The 21,356-nt window shown below is 60.7% G+C and carries 17 protein-coding genes; 3 read left to right on the top strand and 14 right to left on the bottom strand.

Features of this window, described 5'->3' with window-relative positions:
* Nucleotides 1-74: 74 nt before the first annotated feature.
* From Q0677_RS11495 to Q0677_RS11480, 4 genes are all read right to left on the bottom strand, one after another.
* Nucleotides 75-998 (bottom strand): histone deacetylase family protein, encoded by a 924-nt coding sequence (locus tag Q0677_RS11495; protein ID WP_282181513.1) that lies wholly within the window; start codon nt 996-998, stop codon nt 75-77.
* Between the two features lie 24 nt (nt 999-1,022).
* Nucleotides 1,023-3,704, bottom strand: coding sequence for a bifunctional acetate--CoA ligase family protein/GNAT family N-acetyltransferase (locus Q0677_RS11490; protein ID WP_298909838.1), 2,682 nt, complete (start codon nt 3,702-3,704; stop codon nt 1,023-1,025).
* Nucleotides 3,705-3,794: 90 nt separating this feature from the next.
* The gene (cueR, locus tag Q0677_RS11485) at nt 3,795-4,196 is read right to left on the bottom strand and encodes a Cu(I)-responsive transcriptional regulator (protein WP_298909837.1); all 402 of its coding nucleotides are present in this window, start codon (nt 4,194-4,196) and stop codon (nt 3,795-3,797) included.
* Nucleotides 4,193-6,655: a heavy metal translocating P-type ATPase gene (locus Q0677_RS11480; protein WP_298909835.1), complete on the bottom strand. Its 2,463-nt coding sequence runs from the start codon at nt 6,653-6,655 to the stop codon at nt 4,193-4,195. The genes cueR and Q0677_RS11480 overlap by 4 nt, the downstream gene beginning before the upstream one ends.
* 133 nt (nt 6,656-6,788) lie before the next feature.
* Between Q0677_RS11480 and Q0677_RS11475 the strand changes: the two genes are divergently transcribed.
* Nucleotides 6,789-6,980, top strand: coding sequence for a heavy-metal-associated domain-containing protein (locus tag Q0677_RS11475; RefSeq protein ID WP_298909834.1), 192 nt, complete (start codon nt 6,789-6,791; stop codon nt 6,978-6,980).
* Nucleotides 6,981-7,008: 28 nt separating this feature from the next.
* On the opposite strand, the gene oppF is transcribed toward Q0677_RS11475, so the two are convergent.
* The 5 genes from oppF to Q0677_RS11450 form a co-directional block, all read right to left on the bottom strand.
* Nucleotides 7,009-7,989, bottom strand: coding sequence for a murein tripeptide/oligopeptide ABC transporter ATP binding protein OppF (gene oppF, locus Q0677_RS11470; protein WP_298910459.1), 981 nt, complete (start codon nt 7,987-7,989; stop codon nt 7,009-7,011).
* Between the two features lie 2 nt (nt 7,990-7,991).
* Entirely contained in the window at nt 7,992-8,966 is a 975-nt protein-coding gene (locus tag Q0677_RS11465; RefSeq protein WP_298909833.1) for an oligopeptide/dipeptide ABC transporter ATP-binding protein, read from the bottom strand.
* A 14-nt stretch (nt 8,967-8,980) separates the two neighbouring features.
* On the bottom strand, nt 8,981-9,862 hold the full coding sequence (locus tag Q0677_RS11460; RefSeq protein WP_282181783.1) for an ABC transporter permease subunit: 882 nt from the start codon (nt 9,860-9,862) through the stop codon (nt 8,981-8,983).
* Between the two features lie 70 nt (nt 9,863-9,932).
* The gene (oppB, locus tag Q0677_RS11455; protein ID WP_282181518.1) at nt 9,933-10,856 is read right to left on the bottom strand and encodes an oligopeptide ABC transporter permease OppB; all 924 of its coding nucleotides are present in this window, start codon (nt 10,854-10,856) and stop codon (nt 9,933-9,935) included.
* A 187-nt stretch (nt 10,857-11,043) separates the two neighbouring features.
* Nucleotides 11,044-12,669 carry a peptide ABC transporter substrate-binding protein gene (locus Q0677_RS11450; RefSeq protein ID WP_298909831.1) on the bottom strand — a complete coding sequence of 542 codons (1,626 nt, stop codon included), beginning with the start codon at nt 12,667-12,669 and terminating at the stop codon, nt 11,044-11,046.
* Between the two features lie 303 nt (nt 12,670-12,972).
* Between Q0677_RS11450 and deoC the strand changes: the two genes are divergently transcribed.
* Together deoC and Q0677_RS11440 are read left to right on the top strand one after the other, a co-directional pair.
* Nucleotides 12,973-14,025 (top strand): deoxyribose-phosphate aldolase, encoded by a 1,053-nt coding sequence (gene deoC, locus Q0677_RS11445; RefSeq protein WP_298909829.1) that lies wholly within the window; start codon nt 12,973-12,975, stop codon nt 14,023-14,025.
* 10 nt (nt 14,026-14,035) lie between these two features.
* Nucleotides 14,036-16,387 (top strand): aldehyde dehydrogenase family protein, encoded by a 2,352-nt coding sequence (locus Q0677_RS11440; RefSeq protein WP_298909827.1) that lies wholly within the window; start codon nt 14,036-14,038, stop codon nt 16,385-16,387.
* 72 nt (nt 16,388-16,459) lie between these two features.
* On the opposite strand, the gene Q0677_RS11435 is transcribed toward Q0677_RS11440, so the two are convergent.
* Genes Q0677_RS11435 through Q0677_RS11415 form a run of 5 tightly spaced genes read right to left on the bottom strand, consistent with a single transcriptional unit; the run spans nt 16,460 to nt 21,346 of the window.
* Nucleotides 16,460-17,140, bottom strand: a complete 681-nt coding sequence (locus Q0677_RS11435) for a DUF1523 family protein (protein ID WP_298909825.1) — start codon at nt 17,138-17,140, stop codon at nt 16,460-16,462.
* Between the two features lie 8 nt (nt 17,141-17,148).
* Complete coding sequence (locus Q0677_RS11430; protein ID WP_298909823.1) at nt 17,149-17,415, bottom strand: hypothetical protein; 267 nt, start codon at nt 17,413-17,415, stop codon at nt 17,149-17,151.
* Nucleotides 17,416-17,417: 2 nt separating this feature from the next.
* Entirely contained in the window at nt 17,418-18,779 is a 1,362-nt protein-coding gene (locus Q0677_RS11425) for a DUF6638 family protein (RefSeq protein ID WP_298909822.1), read from the bottom strand.
* Nucleotides 18,776-19,414, bottom strand: a complete 639-nt coding sequence (locus Q0677_RS11420) for a hypothetical protein (RefSeq protein WP_298909821.1) — start codon at nt 19,412-19,414, stop codon at nt 18,776-18,778. Before Q0677_RS11420 ends, Q0677_RS11425 begins: the two co-directional genes overlap by 4 nt.
* Nucleotides 19,415-21,346, bottom strand: a complete 1,932-nt coding sequence (locus Q0677_RS11415) for an ATP-binding protein (RefSeq protein WP_298909819.1) — start codon at nt 21,344-21,346, stop codon at nt 19,415-19,417.
* Between the last annotated feature and the right edge of the window lie 10 nt (nt 21,347-21,356).

Raw genomic sequence — 21,356 nt, 5'->3', positions numbered from 1 at the left:
GCCCTCACTCTTTCGCATTTTCTTGCCAGAAATATCCTGGGGTGAGGCCCGTCCGGGCCGAGGGGCAAAGCCCCTTATCCCAGCAGTACGTCCAGATGCTTCACGACGGATCGTGCCAGAACGTCTGGTTCGTACCCGCCTTCCAGCATCGACACGATCCGGCCCTCGGCGAACTCGTCCGCTACGGCCTTCAGCTCGCGCGTGACCCATTCGTAATCGGCGTCCGTTAACTGCACACTCGACATGTCATCGGCGACATGGGCGTCGAATCCTGCGGAAATAAACACAAATTCCGGTTTGAAGTCCCGCAGATGCGGGATCCAGTGGCCCGACACGGCCTCGCGGAACTCGGCGCTTCCAGCCCCTGCCGATAGGGGGATGTCGACCAGATTATCGGTCTCTTTCTCGTGCCCGGTGAAGGGGTAGAACGGGTGCTGGAAGCTTGAGCAGAACAACACGCGCGGTTCCGCCTTAAAGATCTCTTCCGTGCCGTTGCCGTGGTGGACGTCAAAATCAATGATCGCCACGCGGGACAGGCCATAAGCCTCAAGCGCATGGGCCGCAGCCACCGCGATATTGTTGAACAGGCAGAACCCCATCGCCTTGTCGCTTTCCGCGTGGTGGCCGGGCGGGCGGACCATGCAGAAGATCGGGTTGGCTTCCTTGGACATGACCAGATCGACGCCCATACAGCCCGACCCAGCCGAGCGTTCGGCGGCTTTCAGGGTGCCGGGGCTCATCACTGTGTCCCCGTCCACCTCGACGCTTTCCATCCCCTGACCCGGCGCCAGCGCATAGACGCGGTCCAGATAATCGCTGTCATGCACGCGCTCCAACTGCTCGCGCGTGACCAGCGGCGCATCGTGATGGCGCACCACATAGTCCATGCCCGACATGATCAGCTGGTTGTTGATCGCATCCAGCCGCGCCTTGCTTTCCGGGTGCAATGGCCCGGCGTCGTGGTCACGGCATTCGTTATGCGAAATGATGGATAGCATGTGGTCTCCTCCCCCTATCCCGTCTCAAAGCCAGCGTTCGACAATGACCACATCGCGGTCATCGGGGTCTGGCCGCTGGGTAAAGCCCAGCTCTTTCATCAGGCGCAACATCGGGTCGTTCTTCTTCAGAACCGTCCCTTCAATCACATCCAATCCATGATCCTGTGCGGCACTGAACAGCCCTTTCATCAGGCGCGTCCCAAGCCCCTGATGCTGGATCCGGTCCGACACGACGATGGCAAATTCACAGCTTTTCTGATCCGGGTTGATCACATAGCGCGCGACGCCCACCAGCACGTCCTGCCCGTCAATCTCGGCCATGGCGCACAAGGCCATCTCGCGGCGATAGTCGATGGCGGAAAACTGAGCCAGCATTTCCGGGCTAAGCTCATTCACTGAGCCCATAAAGCGCATCTGCCGCGCCTCGGGCGACAACTCGCGCACGAAGGATTGCAGATATTCAGCATCTTCCGGACGTACCGGGCGGATCACCAGAAGTGTGCCGTCCGACAGATACGCCTCGCGCGCAAGGTGGCGCGGATAGGGATGGATCGCCATGTGGTCATAGGGGCCGTCCTTTGCAGGGGCTCGCTGGACCGAAATGCGCGCATCCACCGCCAACACCCCGTCGGGGCTGACAAACAGAGGGTTGATGTCCAACTCGATCACCTCAGGCAGATAGCTCACGATGATCGAGACGCGCTTCAACACGTCGATCAGCGCATCGCGATCCACGGGCGCGGAATCTCGGAACCCCTCAAGGGCTTTCGACACGCGCGTTTTGTTGATCAAGCGTTCAGACAGAACCGCATTCAACGGCGGCAACGCAACGGCGCTGTCTTTCAGGACCTCGACCATCGTGCCCCCGGCGCCGAACAGAATTGTTGGGCCAAAGACCGGATCGCGGCTGGCACCGATGACCAGCTCGCGCGGGTCTTTCAGGCCCGCCATCGGTTCGACCGTGACGCCGGTGATCTGCGCATCTGGCCGTGCGGCTTTGGCGGATTTGACCAGCTCGTGAAACACCCGCGAGACCGAGGTCGCATGCGCCACATTCACCCGCACGCCGCCCACATTGGTCTTATGCGTGATATCGGGCGAGGCGATTTTCATCGCGACCGGATAGCCCACGGTTTCCGCGGCCACCAAAGCCTGCGAGGGGGTCGTCGCTTCGATTGTCATGTTCACCGGAATGTTGAACGCCTTCAGCAACGCCTTACTTTCCGTGTCCGACAGCATCTTGCGGCCATCCGACAAGGCCTGCGCGATGATCAGACGCGCGCCGTCCAGATCCAAGCCTTTCTCGAAGGCGCGTGCGCGGGGGACCTCTAGCGCCAGTTTGCGGTTGCGCCGGTATTGGACCAAATAGCTGAAACCCTCGACCGCGCGTTCGGGTGTTTGGAAATCCGGCACGCCGGCTTTGGACAGGATCGCACGGCCTTCTTCGACCGCCGGTTCGCCCAACCAGCAGGCCAGAACGGGTTTCTTGCGTCGTCGCGGCAACGCGTCCACGACGGCTTGTGCTGTCGCCACGGCATCGGTCATCGCCTGCGGGGTTAGCATCACCAGAACGCCGTCATTGTCCGGATCGGCAATCGCGGCCTTCACGGCGGCTGAATAGGTCTCGGGCCCGGCATCGCCCAGAATATCGACGGGGTTGGCGTGGCTCCAATACGGGGGCAAGACCTTGTCCAGCTTGGCTTTGGTGGCATCTGACAGCGGCGGCAGCGCGATGTCCAGATCACCAGCCCGGTCCGCGCCCAAGACGCCAGCGCCACCACCATTGGTGATGATGCACAGACGATTGCCGCCAACTTTGCGCGTGTTGGCGAGGATCTCGGCTGCGGCAAAAAGCTGGCCCAACGTGCCAACCCGCACCGCACCAGCGCGCTCCAACGCTGCGTCGAACACGTCGTCCGACCCGATCAGCGCCCCCGTATGCGTATGTGCCGCCTGCGAGCTGGTCGCGTGGCGGCCTGATTTCAGCACGATCACCGGCTTCAGACGCGATGCACGGCGCAAGGCGGACATGAAGTTCTGCGCGTCCTTGATGCCCTCGATATAGAGCAAAATGGCGTCGGTACGCGGATCCATGGCGAGGAAGTCCAGCACGTCCCCGAAGTCAATATTGGTCGAGTTGCCAAGGCTGACCATCGCCGAAAAGCCCGAATGGTGTGGACCGGCCCAGTCGGCAATCGCGGACACCAACGCACCGGATTGCGAGACGAAGGCCAGCCGTCCCTTTGGTGGGTCCGAGCGCAGAAAGCTCGCGTCCAACCCCAGCCACGGGCGCACCAGCCCGACGCAATTCGGACCCATGAACCGGATGTCAGCCTTGCGCGCGGCGGCCACGACCTGCGCTTCCAGATCCTTGCCGCGCCCGTCACCTTCTCCGAACCCTGCCGACAGGATGATGGCAGATTTCACGCCTGCCTCGGCGCAGTCGCGCATGATCCCCGGCACGGTGCGCGCAGGGGTGGCGATCACGGCCAGGTCGACCTCGTCCGGCAGGTCCGTCACTTTGCGATAGCAGGTCGCGTCACCGATGGCTTTGTGCTTGGGATTGATCGGATAAAGCGCTCCGTCAAAGCCGCCCGCCACCAGATTGCGCCACGCCATTGCCCCAACCGAGTTGCCGCTGGGGCTGGCGCCGAACACAGCGACCGAGGTGGGATCGAAAAGCGGGGTCAGAGGGCTTTTATCCATCAGACGAATCCTTTGCGAATGCGCGAACATACTCAGCGCAGCTTCGCCCATGGATAAACGCCACGACAAGCCGTTCGTCTTTGATGTGCCTCAATCTTTTCGCACAGAGGTCGCCTCGATCCCCTTCAGGATCGGGCAATCCGGACGGTCATCGCCCGCACAGGCCTGCACCAGATGCGACAGCGTATCGCGCATGGCGATCAGGTCCGCGATCTTCGCTTCGATCTCGTCCAGATGGGTGCGGGCGATGCGTTTGACATCGGCGCTAGCGCGGGACTGATCTTCGTAGAGCGCAAGAAGCGTGCGGCAATCCTCGATCGAGAAACCAAGCGCGCGGGCGCGGGCCAGAAAGGTCAGTTTGTGCAATTCCGTCTCGCCGAACACACGGTAGCCATTGGTGTTGCGGGTGGGTGTGACCAGCCTGATGTCCTCGTAATAGCGAATGGTTTTGGCGGGCAGGCCGGTCTGGGTGGCAGCGTCGGAAATGTTCATGCGGTCTCCTCCAGTGCGGGCTTGATGAACCGCAGGCGTAAGGCGTTGGTCAGCACCAGAACCGAGGACGCAGCCATCGCCCCTGCCCCCAGCATCGGCGACAAAAGCACGCCCCATGCCGGGTAAAGAATGCCCGCCGCGACGGGCACCAGCGCGACGTTATAGCCGAACGCCCAAAAAAGGTTCTGGCGGATGTTGGTCATGGTGCGGCGGCTGACCTGAAGCGCGTTCACCACTCCCGACAAAGCGCCCGAGGACAGGACCACGTCGGCGGCCTCGATCGCCACATCCGTGCCCGTGCCGATGGCGATGCCGACATCTGCTTGGGCCAAGGCGGGCGCATCGTTGATGCCGTCCCCGACAAAGGCGACCTTGCGACCTTCGGACTGCATGTCGGCAATCGTTTGCAGCTTCTCACCCGGAACAACACCCGCAACCACGCGGTCGATCTCTAACCGGTCAGCGATGGCAGCGGCGGTGGTCGGATCGTCGCCGGTGATCATCACCAACTCTTTGCCCATCGCCCGCAATGCTTCGAGCGCTTTTGGCGTGTCGGGCTTCACCGGATCGGCGACACCAATCAATGCAGCAAGCTGCCCGTCATAGGCGGCGAAGAACACGGTCTGACCGTCCGTGCGCATCGGGTCGGCCCGGTCAACGAGATCCGTCAAAGGCACACCCTCGCGGGCCATATACTGCTGCGAGCCGATCAGCAGGCGCTTGCCCTCGGCCTCGGCCGACAGGCCGAAGCCGGTTTCAGTTTGGACATTGCTGACGGTTGCTGGCGTGACGCCGCGGTCCACTGCGCCGGACAGAATGGCCTGTGCGAGCGGGTGTTCGCTTTGCGCCTCGGCCCCGGCGATCACAGCGAGAAGCGCATCGGCATCTCGCCCTGCTGCAACCTCGTAGGCCGTCAGCGCGGGACGCCCTTCCGTCAAAGTCCCGGTTTTGTCAAACGCCACCACATCCACCGACTGCAACGCTTGTAACGCATCCCCACGCCGGAACAGCACGCCCAACTGCGCCGCGCGCCCGGTACCGACCATGATTGAGGTCGGCGTGGCCAAGCCCATCGCGCAAGGGCAGGCGATGATCAGGACCGAAACACCCGCGACCAGCGCAAGTCCCAGCGCAGGATCGGGGCCAATCAGCAGCCAAACCGCGACGGTCAGGGCCGCGACAGCCATCACGACAGGCACGAAAACTGCCGTGATCTTGTCCACCAGCGCCTGAATGGGCAGCCGCGCGCCTTGGGCATCTTCGACCATGCGCACGATCTGGGACAGCATCGTGTCGGGGCCGACGGCAGTCACGCGGGCCTTCAGGGCGCCGGTGCCGTTCACCGTGCCGCCGGTCACCGCGCTGCCTTTGGTTTTCGCGACGGGTACCGGTTCGCCGGTGATCATGCTTTCATCGATAAGGCTCTCGCCGTGGGTCACTTCGGCGTCCAGCGGCACGCGTTCGCCGGGGCGGATCACGATGATCTCGCCGGTGATGACCTGCGCGACGGGGCGGGTGATCTGGCGGCCTTCGACCTCGATCGTGGCCTCGTCAGGCGCCAGCTCGACCAGCGTGCGGATCGCCTCGCCGGTGCGACCTTTGGCGCGGGCTTCCATCCAGCGGCCAACGAGGATTAGGGTGACGATGACGGCGGCGGCCTCGAAATACACGTTCACAGTGCCGGCGGGCAGGATGCCGGGAGTTAGGACCGACACCAGAGAATAAAGGTAAGCCGCCGAGGCACCCAGTGCGACCAGCGCGTTCATCTCGGGCGCGCCGCGCAGAAGCGCCGGAATACCTTTGGCAAAGAACAGACGACCGGGGCCGAATAGAACAATCGTCGTTAGGATCAGTTGGAACCAATGCGACACCCCCTGCCCGATGTTTTGCATGACCCAATGGTGGAACGGCGGATACAGATGCCCCCCCATCTCGATCACGAAGACCGGCAGGGTCAGGGCCGCGGCAAGCAGTGCTTTGTGCTTCAACACTCGTGCTTCGTCGGCCTTGTCGCGCGGCCCGGTCGTGCTGCTGTCGGCGCGCGGGGTCGTCGGGAAACCAGCCTTTGTGATCTTCGCAGACAGCGCTTCGGGCGTTACGGATCCAGTCAGGAAGGTTACGAACGCGCGCTCCGAGGCAAGGTTTACGCGGGCATCCAGCACGCCGGGCGTGGCTTTCAGCATCCGCTCGACCCGACCCACACAGGCCGCGCAGGACATCGACTGGACGTCCAGAACCACCGTGTCGCGCCGCGCCGGATAGCCCGCACGATCCAGCGCGGAGGCAAGGCCTTCAGTCGTGGCGGGGGCTGCGAAGGACACCTGCGCGGTTTCGGTGGCAAGGTTCACAGGGGCAGCCTCCACGCCTTTTACCGCGCCCAAGGCACGCTCGGCACGCCCCACGCAGGACGCGCAGGACAGGTTTTCCAGCTCGAGTGTGAGTGTTTTCAAGGCAGCCATGAGATTCTCCGATATGACAGAGTATAGATAGAGGTTCCAGTGACTGGAAGGTCAAGAAGCTCGAGAAATAAATGCCATATTGACCCGCGACCGGGACGCTGTATTCAGAATGCTGAACATGACAGGAGCCAACATGACCACTTTCCACGTCCCCGATATGAGCTGCGGCCACTGCAAAGCCTCGATCACCGAAGCGCTGGAAGGATTGGGCGAGGTTACGCTGAGCTTCGACATGGATGCCCGTGAGGTGCAGGTGGAAGGGTTGGAGGCTGCCGCCGTCATCGACGCGCTGGACGAAATCGGTTTTCCCGCCACCGCCAAATAAAAACCCCGGCGCTTGACCGGGGTTCTTCTTAGCGTTTGTGACAGGCCACCTGCTGGCCATTGCCGCGATCCGTCAGGGACGGCTTGGTCTCCGCGCATTCCGGCCCGGCAATCGGGCAACGGGTGCGGAACACACAGCCCGAGGGCGGGTTCAGTGGCGACGGCAGATCGGCGTCCAAGATCATCACCTCTTTCGAGGCTTCCGCCGTGGGATCCGGGATCGGCACCGCGGAAATCAGCGCTTCCGTGTAGGGATGGCCGGGCGAACGATACAGCTGCTCGGCCTCGCTGATTTCGACCACATTGCCCAGATACAGCACCATCACGCGGGTCGAGATGTGTTTCACAACCGACAGGTCATGCGCGATGAAGATCAGGCTCAGGCCCATCTCTTCCTGAATTTCCATCAGCAGGTTGATCACCTGCGCCTGAATGGACACGTCCAGCGCGGACACAGGTTCATCACAGATGATCAGTTGCGGCTTCACGATCAGCGCACGGGCAATCCCGATCCGCTGACACTGCCCGCCCGAGAACTCGTGCGGGTAGCGGTTGATCATGTTGGGCAGGATGCCGACGCGATCCAGCACCTCACGCACGCGGTCCTTGACCTCGGAAGGCGACAGGCCCGGGTGGTGGGTCTTCAGCGGCTCGGCCACGATCTGGCCGATCGTCATGCGCGGGTTCAGCGATGCCAGCGGATCCTGAAAGATCATCTGCATCTCTTTGCGGTGCTCGCGCATGTCGTGATGGTTGAGCTGCAACAGGTCATCGTCCAGCCACATCACGGTCCCAGCCTCGGCAGGGACCATGCGCATGATGGCGCGGGCCAGCGTGGACTTGCCACAGCCGCTTTCGCCCACGATGCCCAGCGTCTCGCCCGGCATCAGATCGAAATCGACCCCGTCAACGGCCTTCAGCGTGTCGGTCGGTGTCCAAGGCATCGCACCCTGACGCTTGATGTCGAACCAGACCTTCAGGTCACGGACGGAAAGCAAGGGGGATTGCATGTTCATGACAGCTCCTCCAGAGATTTCAGACAGGCCCGGCGACGCACCGCGCGGCCCGTGACACCATCCAGCGTCGGGCGTTGAACGGCGCATCGATCATCCGCAAAATCACAACGCGGCGAGAACGGGCACCCCTTGGGCATGTTCATCATGTTGGGCGGGCTGCCGGGAATGGTCGCCAGCGTATCGCTTTCGATATCCAGACGCGGCACGGCTTTCAAAAGGCCCATCGTGTAGGGATGGGTCGGCATCTCGAACAGGCCTTTGGTGGTGCCATATTCCATCTGCTGCCCACCATACATGACCAGCGTTTCACGACACGATCCTGCAATCACGCCAAGGTCGTGGGTGATTAGGATGATCGACATGTTGAAGTCCTTTTGCAGGTCTTCAAGCAGCTTCATGATCTGCGCCTGAACGGTCACGTCCAGCGCCGTCGTGGGTTCATCCGCCACCAGAATGTCGGGTTTGCACAGAAGCGACATGGCGATCATCACACGCTGCCGCATCCCGCCCGAGAACTCGTGCGGATACATGGTCACGCGCTTTTTCGCTTCGGGAATGCGCACGGCGTCCAGCATCTCGACTGCCTGTTTCACGGCCTCGCGCTTCGAGATACCTTTGTGGTGCGTCAGCACCTCGGCCATCTGATCGGACACCCGCAGGAATGGGTTCAGACAGGTCATCGGATCCTGAAAGATCATCGCAATACGCTCGGCGCGGATCTTGTTCAGCTGCGCCAGCGGCATGTTCAGGATCTCTTGCCCTTCAAGCTTCACCGAACCGGTCGCCTGACCGTTCTGGGCCAGCAGCCCCATGATCGCAAAGACGGTCTGGCTTTTGCCCGATCCGCTTTCGCCTACTACGCCAAGGGTTTCCCCGGCTTCCAGATCAAAGCTGATCTTGTCCACAGCGGTCACGGTGCCGTCGGGCGTATCGAATTTGACGCTCAGGTCACGGACTTCAAGTAGTGCCATAACTCACGCCCCCCTTAACGGTCTTTCGGGTCCAGCGCATCGCGCAGACCGTCACCGATGAAAAAGAAACAGAAGATGGTGACCACGAAGAAGAACAGCGGGAAGGCAAGATGCCATAGCGTCCCATAGTTCATGGTCTTGGTGCCTTCCGACAGAAGCGCACCCCAGCTGGTGAAGGGTTCCTGAACGCCAAGGCCAAGGAACGAGATGAAGCTTTCCGTCAGGATCATCTGCGGCACCAGAAGCGTCGCATAGACCACCACCACGCCCAGAAGGTTGGGCACAATGTGGCGGATGATGATGCGCCATGTAGGGACGCCGATGGCGATGGCCGCTTCCACGAACTCGCGGTTCTTGATGGACAGGGTTTGGCCGCGGACGATGCGGCTCATGTCCAGCCATGCGGTCAGGCCAATACCAACGAAAATCATGGTGATCGAGCGTCCGGCGACGACCAGAAGCAGGATCAGAACGAACATATACGGGATCGACATGAAGATATCGACCAGTCGCATCATGATGCTGTCCACGCGTCCGCCGATGAAGCCCGCGGTCGCGCCATAGATGGTACCAACGATCACCGCGACCAGTGCGCCGATCACGCCCACGGCCAGCGAGATGCGCGAGCCTTGGACCACGCGGTTATACAGGTCGCGTCCGTTCTCATCGAACCCGAAATAGTGCCCGTTCGAGATCGAGGGTTTCCCCGCGGTCGCGACGTTACCAAGCACGTCCCAGTCGATCGTCTCGATATCGTATTCACTGATGGCCTGCCCAAAGAGCGAGAAGAGCACGATCAGCGTCAGCACGACCACCGAGACCATCGCGGCACGGTTGGCCACGAAACGGCGGCGCGCATCCGCCCAAAGCGAGCGGCCTTTGACGTCTTCGGCCATCCGCTCGGCGATCTCGCGGGTTTTGGGTTGTTGGAAGGGTTGAGCAAGTCTGTCGTTCATTGTCCTACCCTCACAGACGGATCTTCGGGTCGATCCACGCGTAGAGGATATCAACCACCATGTTGAACAGGATCGTCATCGACCCCAACAGAATTGTCAGGCCCATCATGACCGCATAGTCCCGGTTAAAGGCCGAGTTCACGTAGAAGTAGCCAATGCCGCCGGTGCCGAAAATCGCGTCAATAATGAACGATCCGGTGACCATGCCCACAAAGGCCGGGCCAAGGTAGGAAATCACCGGCAGAAGGGACGGTTTCAGCGCGTGACGCCAGATGATGACATTGTCCGGCAGACCCTTTGCGCGGGCGGTGCGGATGAAGTTCGACCGCAGCACTTCCAGCATGGACGAGCGTGTCAGACGGGCAATCGACGCCATATAGCTGGTCGACAGCGCGATGACCGGCATGATGATGTGCTGCCATTGGCCGCCATTCCAGCCGCCGCCGGGCAGCCAGCCAAGCCAAAGGGTAAAGACCAAGATCAGGATCGGGGCCATAACGAAGTTCGGCAGCACCTGCGCGCCGATGGTTACGCCAACCGCGAAGTAATCCAGCCAGCTGTTCTGACGGATCGCGGCCGAGATGCCCAGCGCGCCGCCGATGATGATCGCGACCAAGAACGAGATGATCCCGTAGGTCAGCGTCACCGGGAAGCCCTGCGCGATGATGTCATTCACCGAACGGTCTTTGTATTTATAGCTCGGGCCAAAGTCGAACTGGGTCACGATGCCCACGACATAGTCCCAAAGCTGCTTATAGACAGGCTGATCCAGCCCGTATTTCGCCTCGATATTGGCGAGGACCTGCGCGGGCAAGGGACGTTCGGATGTGAACGGCCCGCCGGGCGCGGTCTGCATCAGCCAGAATGAAGCGACCAGAAGAATGATAAGTGTGGGGATCGCGACGGCGACCCTGCGTATGATGAAGTTAAGCATCTTTACCCCTAGGAGATGCGGCGTTGTCGGATCCAAGTATACACGAATGTGGCGGACCCTACGTAAAGCCGGATCAGGCGCCTATGACAGTTTGGTTAACGGTCTTCGTTGATCTGGATCAGAAACGCAGATGCGGGTGGGGCACCGCACGCGATGCGCGGTGCCCCTGTTTCAGATCAGATCCGGCTTATTTCGCGACCTTGTACAGGTCTTTCGAATACCAGTTCTGCTCTACGTTTTCGACGGGCCAGCTGCCGATCAGCTCGGGCTTGATCATGAAGCTACCAGCATAGTGGTAGATCGGGATGATCGGCATGTCGGCGGCGATGATTTCTTCAACCTTGGTGTAGTTCGGCTGAGGATTGTCCATCGTTTTAGCGTCTGCCAGCAGGCTGTCGACCATGTCGTTCGCGTACTTGGCGTCGTTATAGCCCGAGCCCGACTGGACCAGATCCAGGAAGGTCGAGGCTTCGTTATAGTCACCACACCAGCCAGCGCGCGCGATCTCATAGTTCTGCTCGCCGCGGGTGGTCAGGTAGGTCTTCCATTCCTGGTTTTCCAAGGTGACGTTCACGCCCAGGTTCTGCTTCCACATCTGGCTGACAGCCAGCGCCACTTTCTTGTGGGCTTCCGAGGTGTTGTAGAGCAGGGTCAGGTCGATCGGGTTGTCCTTACCGTAACCAGCTTCGGTCATCAGCTCGACAGCCTTGGCGTTACGTTCGTCCTGGCTCCAACCTGCATAGTCAACCGACGGCACTTCGAAGCCAGCGGTCGCACCGGGGGTGAAGGTATATGCTGCGGTTTGGCCGCCCTGCAGGACCTTCTCGGTGATGATGTCGCGGTTGATCGCATAGGACAGAGCGCGACGGACGCGGTCGTCTTTCAGGAACTCAGGCGTGCTGTCGGACACGTTGATCGTGTAGTAGTACGAGCACAGACGCGGGAAGGCGGTAGCCTCGTCCGGGTTCGACTCTTTCAGCGACGGATACTGACCTGCGGGGATCTCGGTGCGGTCCAGTTCGCCAGCCTGATAGCGGGTCAGAGCGACGTTTTCGTCGTTGATCACCAGCGAGGTGACTTTCTCGATGATGGTGTTGTCGTTGTCCCAGTACATCGGGTTGCGTTCACGCACCAGACGCTCGTTGGCGACGTGCTCGGTCAGCTTGTAGGCGCCGTTCACAACGATGTTCTCGGGCTTGATCCAGTCCGCACCGTGGGCTTCGATGGCCCATTGTGGGGTCGGGAAGGTCGAGGTGTGGGTGGTGGTCAGCGCGAAGTACGGCAGCGAGCTTCCCAGCGTGACTTCCAACGTGTGGTCGTCAATGGCTTTCACGCCCAGCTCTTCGACCGGCATGTCACCCGACATGACTTCGGCGGCATTCTTGATGCCCATGACTTCCATGTACCACTGGTATTCCGAGGCGGTGGCCGGATCGGCCAGACGACGCCACGCGTAAACAAAGTCGCCAGCGGTGACGGGCTTGCCGTCCGACCATTTGGCGTCGTCACGCAGTTTGAAAGTATAGACGGTCTTGTCGTCATTGGTGGTGTGGCTCAGCGCAACACCCGGGACCAGCTCGCCTGCGCGGTTTTGGTTGTACAGGCCTTCAAACAGGTCGCGTACGATTTCCGAACCGGAAACGTCTTCCACGATCTGCGGGTCAACCGAGGTATGCTCGTCCAGCACGCGATAGGTGAAGGTCTGGTCTTCGGCCAGCTTCTCTCCGGTTTTCGGGTGCATCATGTCTGCGAAGGCCGGGCCAGCAAGTGCAAGGGCCGAGCCCAGCAGGGCAGCTTTGATCGAGATATTCATAAAATTCTCCCTAGTCATTTATGCGGTGGGACAGGTTGATTTTGGTCTAGTTCGGACCGCGAAAGACTCAGTCCATCTTCTCCTGTCGATGGAGCATCCTAAGCGCAACGCAAAGCGGGAAACAACCATTTACGGCGCGGCAAGCCATCTACCCGACTCCCCCGCTTTTTCAGCGAAATTCATGTAGTCTTCCGTCATTATCACGGCAACCTTCGTCAAAACGTCGATTGTTTGCGTCACCACCCCTGACGTCACGGTGATTATTGCCATTCGCGGTCGCCCGTGCGACCATTTGGTAAAACTATGAACACATCAATTGCCCAAGGGGTGAATTCCGTGAAAAGCGAACCGCAGACAACCTCGGACGAGGGGCTGAAAGCGTCGTCTGACCAGCTGCCGCAACTGGCCTTGCCCCGCAATCCGGGGATGGATCTGGACATGAACTGGGTGCGGGCCGTGCAGGCCAATACATCCGCCATCGAACGCCGCTGTGCGACCCTGTCGGGACGGCGCAGCGTGAAGAAGGACTATCAGGCCGCGTGGCTGTTGAAGGCGATCACCATGATTGACCTGACCACCCTGTCGGGCGATGACACCGAGGGCCGCGTGCGCCGTCTGTGCGCCAAGGCAGCCCAGCCCGTCCGGCCCGAGATCATGTCGGCCCTTGGGATGGAGCCTGTGACCACGGGCGCTGTCTGCGTCTATCACGACATGATCGAAACCGCCGTATCGTCCCTGAAGTCGCTTGGCGTGACCATGCCGGTTGCTGCCGTATCGACCGGCTTCCCGGCTGGCCTTAGCCCTTACCACCTGCGGGTCGAGGAAATCCGCGAAAGCGTGCGCGCCGGGGCAGAAGAAATCGATATCGTGATTTCGCGCCGCCACGTGCTGACCGGCAACTGGCAAGCGCTCTATGACGAGATGCGCGACTTCCGCGAAGCCTGCGGTGAGGCCCACGTGAAAGCCATCCTTGCGACTGGCGAGCTTGGCTCTTTGCGCAACGTCGCGCGTGCCTCGCTTGTCTGCATGATGGCCGGCGCTGACTTTATCAAGACCTCGACCGGCAAAGAAAGCGTGAACGCCACCCTGCCCGTCAGTCTGGTCATGATCCGCGCCATTCGCGACTATTTTGACGCCACCGGATACAAGGTCGGCTACAAGCCCGCAGGCGGGATATCGAAAGCCAAGGACGCGATCACCTATCTGTCGCTGATCAAGGAAGAGCTGGGCGATGACTGGTTGGACCCACATTTGTTCCGCTTCGGTGCCAGCTCGCTTCTGGGTGACATTGAACGCCAGTTGGAACATCACGTGACCGGCCATTACTCGGCCACCTACCGCCATCCGATGGGATAAGGACAAAGACATGACCGTGAAAGAAAAATTCGACAGCATGGATTATGGCCCGGCCCCGGAAAGCGCGGGCGAAGCGCTGGAGTGGATCGCGGCGCGCGACGGCGCGTTTGGCCTCTATATCAATGGCGCGATGACCAAGCCGGGCGAGTTGTTCGACAGCCGCAACCCGGCGACGGGCGAGGTTCTGGCGCAGGTGACACAGGCCAGCGCAGATGATGTAGACGTGGCGGTGATTGCCGCGCGCAAGGCACAGAAAAGCTGGGCCGCGCTGCCCGGCCATGCCCGCGCAAAATACCTCTATGCGCTGGCACGTCTGGTGCAGAAGCACGCGCGCCTCTTTGCTGTGCTCGAGAGCATGGACAATGGCAAGCCGATCCGCGAAAGCCGCGACATCGACATTCCGCTGGTCGCGCGGCATTTCTATTACCACGCTGGCATGGCGCAGCTTCAGGACGCCGAACTGCCGGATCGCGAGGCACTGGGCGTCTGCGGCCAGATCATCCCATGGAACTTCCCACTTCTGATGCTGGCGTGGAAAATCGCGCCCGCGATTGCGATGGGGAACACGGTGGTGCTGAAGCCTGCGGAATACACCTCGCTGACCGCACTCCTGTTCGCGCAGATTTGTGACGAGGCCGGTCTGCCCAAAGGTGTCGTGAACATCGTGACCGGTGACGGGCGCGTGGGCGAAGCCATCGTGACGCATGAGGGCATCGACAAGATCGCCTTCACCGGTTCGACCAATGTAGGTCGCCAAATCCGCCGCGCGACCGCCGGATCGGGCAAGTCCCTGACGTTGGAACTGGGCGGCAAGTCGCCCTACATCGTCTTCGACGACGCGGATCTTGATTCAGCGGTCGAAGGGCTGGTCGATGCGATCTGGTTCAATCAGGGCCAAGTCTGCTGTGCAGGCTCGCGCCTGATCGTTCAGGAAGGCATCGCGGATCGGTTCTATGCCAAGCTGAAGGCCCGCATGGGCAAGCTGCGCATTGGTGATCCGTTGGACAAATCCATCGACGTGGGCGCCGTGGTCGACCCGATCCAGCACCAGCGGATCGCCGATATGGTGAATGCCGGTGCCAGCGAGGGCGAGCTTTACCAAGCCCCCTGCCCGCTTCCCGATCAGGGTTGCTTCTATCCGCCCACGCTGATCACCGGGCTGTCCTCGGCATCCACATTGATGCAGGAAGAGATCTTCGGCCCCGTACTGGCCGCGACCACCTTCCGCACCCCGGTTGAAGCGGTCGAAATTGCCAACAACACTCGTTACGGACTGGCGGCGTCTGTCTGGTCCGAGAACGTGAACCTGACGTTGGACATCGCCCCGAAACTGGTCGCTGGCGTGGTCTGGGTAAACGGCACCAACATGTTTGACGCCGCTGCCGGATTTGGAGGCGTGCGTGAAAGCGGCTTTGGGCGCGAAGGCGGATGGGAAGGGCTGCAGGCCTATACCAAGCCGCGCGGGAAATCGGTTGCGTTGAAGCCGATTGCCCCCGTATCCGCGCCGAAAGACGCCAAAGTCGACGCGCTGGACCGCACCGCCAAATTCTATATCGGCGGCAAGCAGGCACGCCCGGACGGAGGCTATAGCCAAGCAATCTGGTCGAAATCCGGCGCCCTTCTGGGCCATGTAGGCATCGCCAACCGCAAGGACATCCGCAACGCGGTCGAGGCCGCGACGGCAGCAAGCGGCTGGGCCAAGACCACCGGCCATGCCCGCGCGCAGATCCTCTATTACATCGGCGAAAACCTCTCGGCCCGTGCAGGTGAGTTCGCCGCCCGGATCGACGCCATGACGGGCGGACGCAGCGGCGCAAAAGAGGTCGACGCGGCCATCTCGCGTCTGTTCACCTATGCCGCATGGGCCGACAAGTTCGACGGCGCCGCCAAACCCGTGCCGATGCGCGGCGTGGCGCTGGCGATGAACGAACCGGTCGGCGTGATCGGTGGGTTCTGCCCGGACGAGGCGCCGCTGCTTGGACTGGTGTCCTTGATGGCACCAGCGATTGCGATGGGCAACCGCGTGGTGCTGGCAGCGTCACAACCCTTCCCGCTGGCGGCTACCGACTTCTATCAAGTGCTGGAAACCTCGGACGTCCCCGGCGGCGTGGTGAACATCGTCACCGGAGATCACGCCACGCTGGCCGCACCCTTGGCCGGTCACTTGGGCGTGGATGCGGTCTGGTCGCATTCGGGCGCCGACATCTCGGCCACGGTCGAGCTGGAAAGTGCGGGCAATCTGAAACGCAGCTGGGTCAACAACGCCCACGCGCGTGACTGGATGGGGGCCGCAGGTGAAGGCCGCGAGTTCCTAAGCCACGCGACCGAGGTCAAAACCGTCTGGGTGCCCTACGGCGAGTAACCCAGCCGATAAATCAAAAAGCGCCGCGTGAGGGTCCCTCGCGCGGCGCTTTTTTCATTCCAGCGGAAGCACTTACTTCTTCTTGCGCCACGTCCCCAGCCAACGGGATACGCGGCCCTTGGCCTCATCCGCGCGGGCATCTACGGCGTCCCACGCCTCGCTTGCGTCCTCAAGCGCGGGGTCGATCGAGCGTTGGCGGAACTGCACCCACAGCGCGCGCGCAAAGCCGACAGCCACAGCGAGGAACAGGAAGAACGCGATGTTAAACCACGGGATGATCGTCACGTCCGGCCCAGCCACGGGGCGAATGCCGACCGCGTTGGGGAAGACCGAGATCAGCTCGTTCCGCCAACCATAATGCGTGATCACCGCCCATTTGGGCTCCTCGGCGGTCGAGCGCAAATCGTCGACCTCGGTCTGCAAGCTGGCGGTATCGAACTTGAAATAGAACGGCCAAGACCAGCCGGTGTCTTCGTTGCGATAGACCATCACCTCTTCCGCATCCGTGCGGATGAAGCCCAGCAGGTAGGTCTTCTTTTTCACCGTCTGCACAAACTGCACATCACGGTTGATCAGGCCCGCGGATTGGTCATCCGGTTTCGACCAGAAAATCCGGGTCCAGTCGTCCAGATCCTGACGTTCCTGATAGGTGTTCACAACACGCACCACGTCATGTTGCGGCAGCGTGTAATGTAGCACGCCAAACAGGATCAGCGCGATTAGGCTGCGGATGATGATACGGAAACGGCGCATATTGAACCTCAGTTAATAAGTATAATCGACAGCAGCACCAGCAGCGCGGGCACCACATAAACCAGCAAAATCAGCTTCGGGCGGAAGCTTTTCTGATAGTCCTCCATCCCCTCGCGCAACCACGCTTCGCGGTCGCTTTCATTGCCGTTGGGATGTTCTTCGGCCCATTGCTCTTCGAGCTTCTCCAGACGGACCGAACGGGAATACAGGCTGACGAGCACATAGATGATGCTCAGCCCGATAAAGCCGAAAATGATCAGTCGTAGAAATCCCATCCCTATCTTCCTTTCACCGAACCCCAAGGGCCAACCATTTCAATCACTTGCTCGCGGGTGCGTTTGCGCGTTGTCGTCGGCACTTTCAGCGCGTCTTTGCGCCCGCCAAACAGCTTATCACGGGCACCGGCCTTATTAGCCATATAGTCACGATGCAGGAATTCTGCCACAAACTCGCGCTTTTCGTCCGGCCATGTGGCGTAGGAAGCATAGAAGAGTTCCTTGTGGCAGATGAACAGTTGGCGGAAGTCCATCGGGGCAAGCTCGGACAGCAATTGGTTTATAAGGTCGCGGTCCGGGTGATCAGGCCGCGCGCGCAGAGTGTAGAAATAGGCCGGGTGACGGCTGTCGATCCGGGGCCACTGCCCACCCGCTTCAGCCCAGCGCACCAGCGCGGCCAGTCCGTGGAAAGCCTGCGGCAGGTTACGCCCCATCCGCTGCGCCACGTGCCGCAAAGTGCGCGAGGACATGTCGCCCAGCTCCATCCCGGCCGAGGTCGCGGCGTCCACCAAAATGAACTCCATCTTCTGGCGCAGGATCCGTGCGCCCGACGCGCCGCGTTCTTTCACCAAAGGCTCGACTAGATCGTTCTTGCGCAGGAAGCTGGCGATGCGGTTGGGTTCGGTCGTGTCGATGACGGGCAGACGCGGGAAGCGCTCCATCCGGTCCTTGTCGCCCGAGACCACCACGCAAGGGCTTTCCACATCGCGGAAGATGTAGAGCCCGCCAAAATGCACGGTCCAGAAATTGCCCTGCTCAAATTCTTGCACGCCCAGATCGACAGGAACGCGCGTCACGTCCCCGGTTTCGCGGGCCAGTTCAATCATCTCGGCGATCAGATCGTCGTCATACCAGGCGTTTTCGGCGGTCTGGAAATGGTCGATCTTCTCGGCCAGTTCGCGGGCGTTTTTGACGTGGCTTTGGGTCGTGTCGGCCTCGATCAGGATCTTGCGAATGTCGAACAGCCGCGCGGGATCCGAAATGTCATAGACCGAGTTCATCAACTCGCCCGCCACCGCGTCATGGGCAGTTAGCGCGAACAGCTTCGCCTCGTTATCCGCAATGAACTGGCGAAGGATGCCGCGCGAGGTCGAGAACATGGCACCCAACAGCGGCGCCTTCTTTTGGTCCACCGTCAGAATGATAAACTGCCGGTTGCAGCCATTGGGGTTGAGGTAGAGCGGGTCTTTGAACTCTTCCCCGATCTCGGGCGAGAAGCCGGAAATATCGATGTGGAACTCTTTCAGCTTCGTCTGTTTGCCCGCCAGCCCCTTGAGCGCACGGTTATACCGCTCGATCAGCGCCGGGCTGTCGACCCGGATCAGATTGCCAAACATGAGGCCGCGTTGGATGAGGCGTTTCATGTTGCGCCTCCCATTTTTGCTCGTAGGAGTATTTCCAACGGCTGTTGGCCTTTCTCGTAGTCCCTTCTGAATTCATCATCTTCGCTTAGCGTATCGTACATAATGTCGCGTTTCTCTCTGAGAGACTGTTGTGCGACTTCCCTAGTCGCTTCGGAACCGTTTGGATTAATCGCCCTAAGGTAAGTCTGCAAAACAATCTTCAGCTCAAACTCAAGCTCGAAAACAGGAGCGACGAGATCCTTGAGTGTAGACCCCCAAATCACATCCGCTTCCAACAAAGCTGGGTACAGCTCCGCACGGACCTCAGTTACTTTGTCCCAACGCCTCTCGTAGACGGCGGCGGTTTCCGAAAAGCGTTTCTCGCTGTAGTCTGAAAACGCTTCTTTCCCTGCCATCGCTTCTTTTGTTTCCGCACTCCAAATTGCTGGGTGCCTAACTGTTGCAAGCGCGTCCCGATGCCTGAAGATGAGCATCAGGATTTTACGAGCTAGCTCGTGATCACTTTGCCATCTTTTCTCTTTCTTCCACGCATCGACCCCACGGTGCGCCGAATATGCGCCCCATACTGCTGCTGAGCCAGCAAGAAGCGTCCCGAACGCGACGATCACATCAGGGGTCTCAGGAAGAGTCCACATTCACTTCCCCTCCAAATACCGCTTCTTCGCCTCTTCCTGACGGCCGAAGTCGCGGACCATCGCCTCGATGGCGACCTCGTCGGATTTGTCGGCATAGCGGAATTCTGAATCGGCGTAGCGGTTAACCTCTTGGATCACCATGTCGGTGGTGATGGGCACGCGCAGCTCAGAAATCATGTCTTTCTTGGTGTCATAGTCTTTGACCAAGAACAGCTCGGGGTTTTCCATCCATTCGTCGGGCAGTTCAAAGTCCATCGCGCGGACTTTCACCGCGTCGGTGATGTTCTTGATCGAGCGGCCCGTGAAACGCGGGTCGGCCTCCTGAATGCCCTTCAGATAGGTGCCGATTTTGGCGATGTCATCCAGTTCTCCGATCTTGGCATGCACGCGGTCGAACACGTTCATCAGCCCCGATTCCTGCGGCTTGTTATGCGCCTCGAAACTGCGCGCGACGGCGGATTTGATTTCCTGCGCACCGTACAGATCATGCTTGCCCAGCGGGATGTCGTGGTTCTTACCCATGAGCAGATGCAGGATGTCGATATAGTCCTCGCGCGTTTGGGGACCGTCCACCAAGAAGCGCGCGCCGGCGCGTTGGCGCAGGGCGTCGTCCACATTCTCGGGGTAATTCGAGAACATGCCGAAGGTGCAATTGCCGCGCACCACGGTGTTGGCGCCCGCGAAGCTTTCCATCAGGACCGCCGTGACCTCTTGCTGGCCCGCACTGGATTGGCGATCCCCGCGCTTGCCCGCGATCTGGTCAATGTCATCCACGGTGCCAAAGCCGATCACATTGGGGTCGAGCACATTGTTGATGAAGGCCTTCGCGTTCTGGCCCGACTTGCCCTGATAGCTGTCGATATTGTCGATGCCGAAGTTCTGATAGCGGAACGGATAGCCCGCCACCGCGCAGTAGTCATTGATCAGCCCGGCCATCATCTGGATCAGCGTGGTTTTCCCGGTGCCCGGCTTGCCGTCGCCCATGAAGGTGAAGATGAAGCCGCCAAGTTCCGCGAACGGGTTCAGCTTGCGGTCGAAGTCATAGGCCATCAGCATCTTGGCCAGCTTCATCGCTTGGTACTTGGCGATGTGGTTACCCACGACCTCGTTCGGTTTCTTGAAGGTCATCGTGATCTTTGACCCGCGATGCGCGCGCGACGGCGTGAAGCCGGAAATGGTCAGATCATCGGCCTCGACACGGTAGTTGGCCGAGGTGAACGGACCAAGATGGCTAGCGGTTTGGGCGCGCAGGGCAACCTTCTCCATCAACTGTTCGACGAAGGCCAGAACGGTTGGGACCAGCTTGTCTTCCGAGGTCACGAAGGTGGCCAGTTCCTGATCCAGCTCCCACAGCGCCCCGTTCAGGGCAAGGGGCGCGTTGTCGGTCAGGATTTCCTCGACCGCGCCGACCTCGATCGGGGTTTCGCTGGCGTGGTCGGCCAGCAGGTACGAGGTCGCGTTGCCGAAGACGTACAGGACGATCAGCGCTTCGGCGGTCAGGAGTTCCGAGAAGGCAGTGGATTTGTCCGCGCCCAGACGCCCTTCAAGGTTTGCGCGACGCAGAGCGGCGAGTTCAGTCTGCTCCGCGAACCCCTCACCCACCGCCAGCGCAATCGCGATGGCGCGGCGCAGGGTGTGTAGGACGGTCGCCTGCATGGGAGAGACCAGCAGATCATCCCCGTCCGAGCTTTCGATCCGTTCGACCAGATGTACTCCTTCGGGCCGCGCGGTGGAGCGTGTCACCAGCCCCGGCGTGGTCGACCGGAACCGCCGCGCGCGCCCGATACCCGGGCTGCGTTCCGCCTTGGGCGCGTCCTTCGGCTTGGCGATCCGGGGCGTGTGATCAAACCCATCCAGATGCCCCGCAGCGGCCACGTAATGCGCGCGGATTTCTTCTTCGCGAAGCTCCATCAGGTCAGCGGGTAAAGACATCGAATACTCC

This window comes from uncultured Aliiroseovarius sp., assembly GCF_947492455.1.
Taxonomy (GTDB): domain Bacteria; phylum Pseudomonadota; class Alphaproteobacteria; order Rhodobacterales; family Rhodobacteraceae; genus Aliiroseovarius.
Note: the sequence above shows the minus strand (reverse complement) of the source record. Positions and strands in the feature narration are given on the sequence as shown.

Excerpts from the sequence above, each read along its gene's own strand:
- Q0677_RS11440 (WP_298909827.1), top strand. The coding sequence starts at position 14,036 with ATGACCGTGAAAGAAAAATTCGACAGCATGGATTATGGCCCGGCCCCG.
- Q0677_RS11480 (WP_298909835.1), bottom strand. The coding sequence starts at position 6,655 with ATGGCTGCCTTGAAAACACTCACACTCGAGCTGGAAAACCTGTCCTGC.
- Q0677_RS11415 (WP_298909819.1), bottom strand. The coding sequence starts at position 21,346 with ATGTCTTTACCCGCTGACCTGATGGAGCTTCGCGAAGAAGAAATCCGC.
- Q0677_RS11475 (WP_298909834.1), top strand. The coding sequence starts at position 6,789 with ATGACCACTTTCCACGTCCCCGATATGAGCTGCGGCCACTGCAAAGCC.
- Q0677_RS11420 (WP_298909821.1), bottom strand. The coding sequence starts at position 19,414 with ATGTGGACTCTTCCTGAGACCCCTGATGTGATCGTCGCGTTCGGGACG.
- deoC (WP_298909829.1), top strand. The coding sequence starts at position 12,973 with ATGAACACATCAATTGCCCAAGGGGTGAATTCCGTGAAAAGCGAACCG.
- Q0677_RS11450 (WP_298909831.1), bottom strand. The coding sequence starts at position 12,669 with ATGAATATCTCGATCAAAGCTGCCCTGCTGGGCTCGGCCCTTGCACTT.
- Q0677_RS11465 (WP_298909833.1), bottom strand. The coding sequence starts at position 8,966 with ATGGCACTACTTGAAGTCCGTGACCTGAGCGTCAAATTCGATACGCCC.
- Q0677_RS11460 (WP_282181783.1), bottom strand. The coding sequence starts at position 9,862 with ATGGCCGAAGACGTCAAAGGCCGCTCGCTTTGGGCGGATGCGCGCCGC.
- Q0677_RS11430 (WP_298909823.1), bottom strand. The coding sequence starts at position 17,415 with ATGGGATTTCTACGACTGATCATTTTCGGCTTTATCGGGCTGAGCATC.
- Q0677_RS11490 (WP_298909838.1), bottom strand. The coding sequence starts at position 3,704 with ATGGATAAAAGCCCTCTGACCCCGCTTTTCGATCCCACCTCGGTCGCT.
- cueR (WP_298909837.1), bottom strand. The coding sequence starts at position 4,196 with ATGAACATTTCCGACGCTGCCACCCAGACCGGCCTGCCCGCCAAAACC.
- Q0677_RS11425 (WP_298909822.1), bottom strand. The coding sequence starts at position 18,779 with ATGAAACGCCTCATCCAACGCGGCCTCATGTTTGGCAATCTGATCCGG.
- Q0677_RS11495 (WP_282181513.1), bottom strand. The coding sequence starts at position 998 with ATGCTATCCATCATTTCGCATAACGAATGCCGTGACCACGACGCCGGG.
- oppB (WP_282181518.1), bottom strand. The coding sequence starts at position 10,856 with ATGCTTAACTTCATCATACGCAGGGTCGCCGTCGCGATCCCCACACTT.
- Q0677_RS11435 (WP_298909825.1), bottom strand. The coding sequence starts at position 17,140 with ATGCGCCGTTTCCGTATCATCATCCGCAGCCTAATCGCGCTGATCCTG.
- oppF (WP_298910459.1), bottom strand. The coding sequence starts at position 7,989 with ATGCAATCCCCCTTGCTTTCCGTCCGTGACCTGAAGGTCTGGTTCGAC.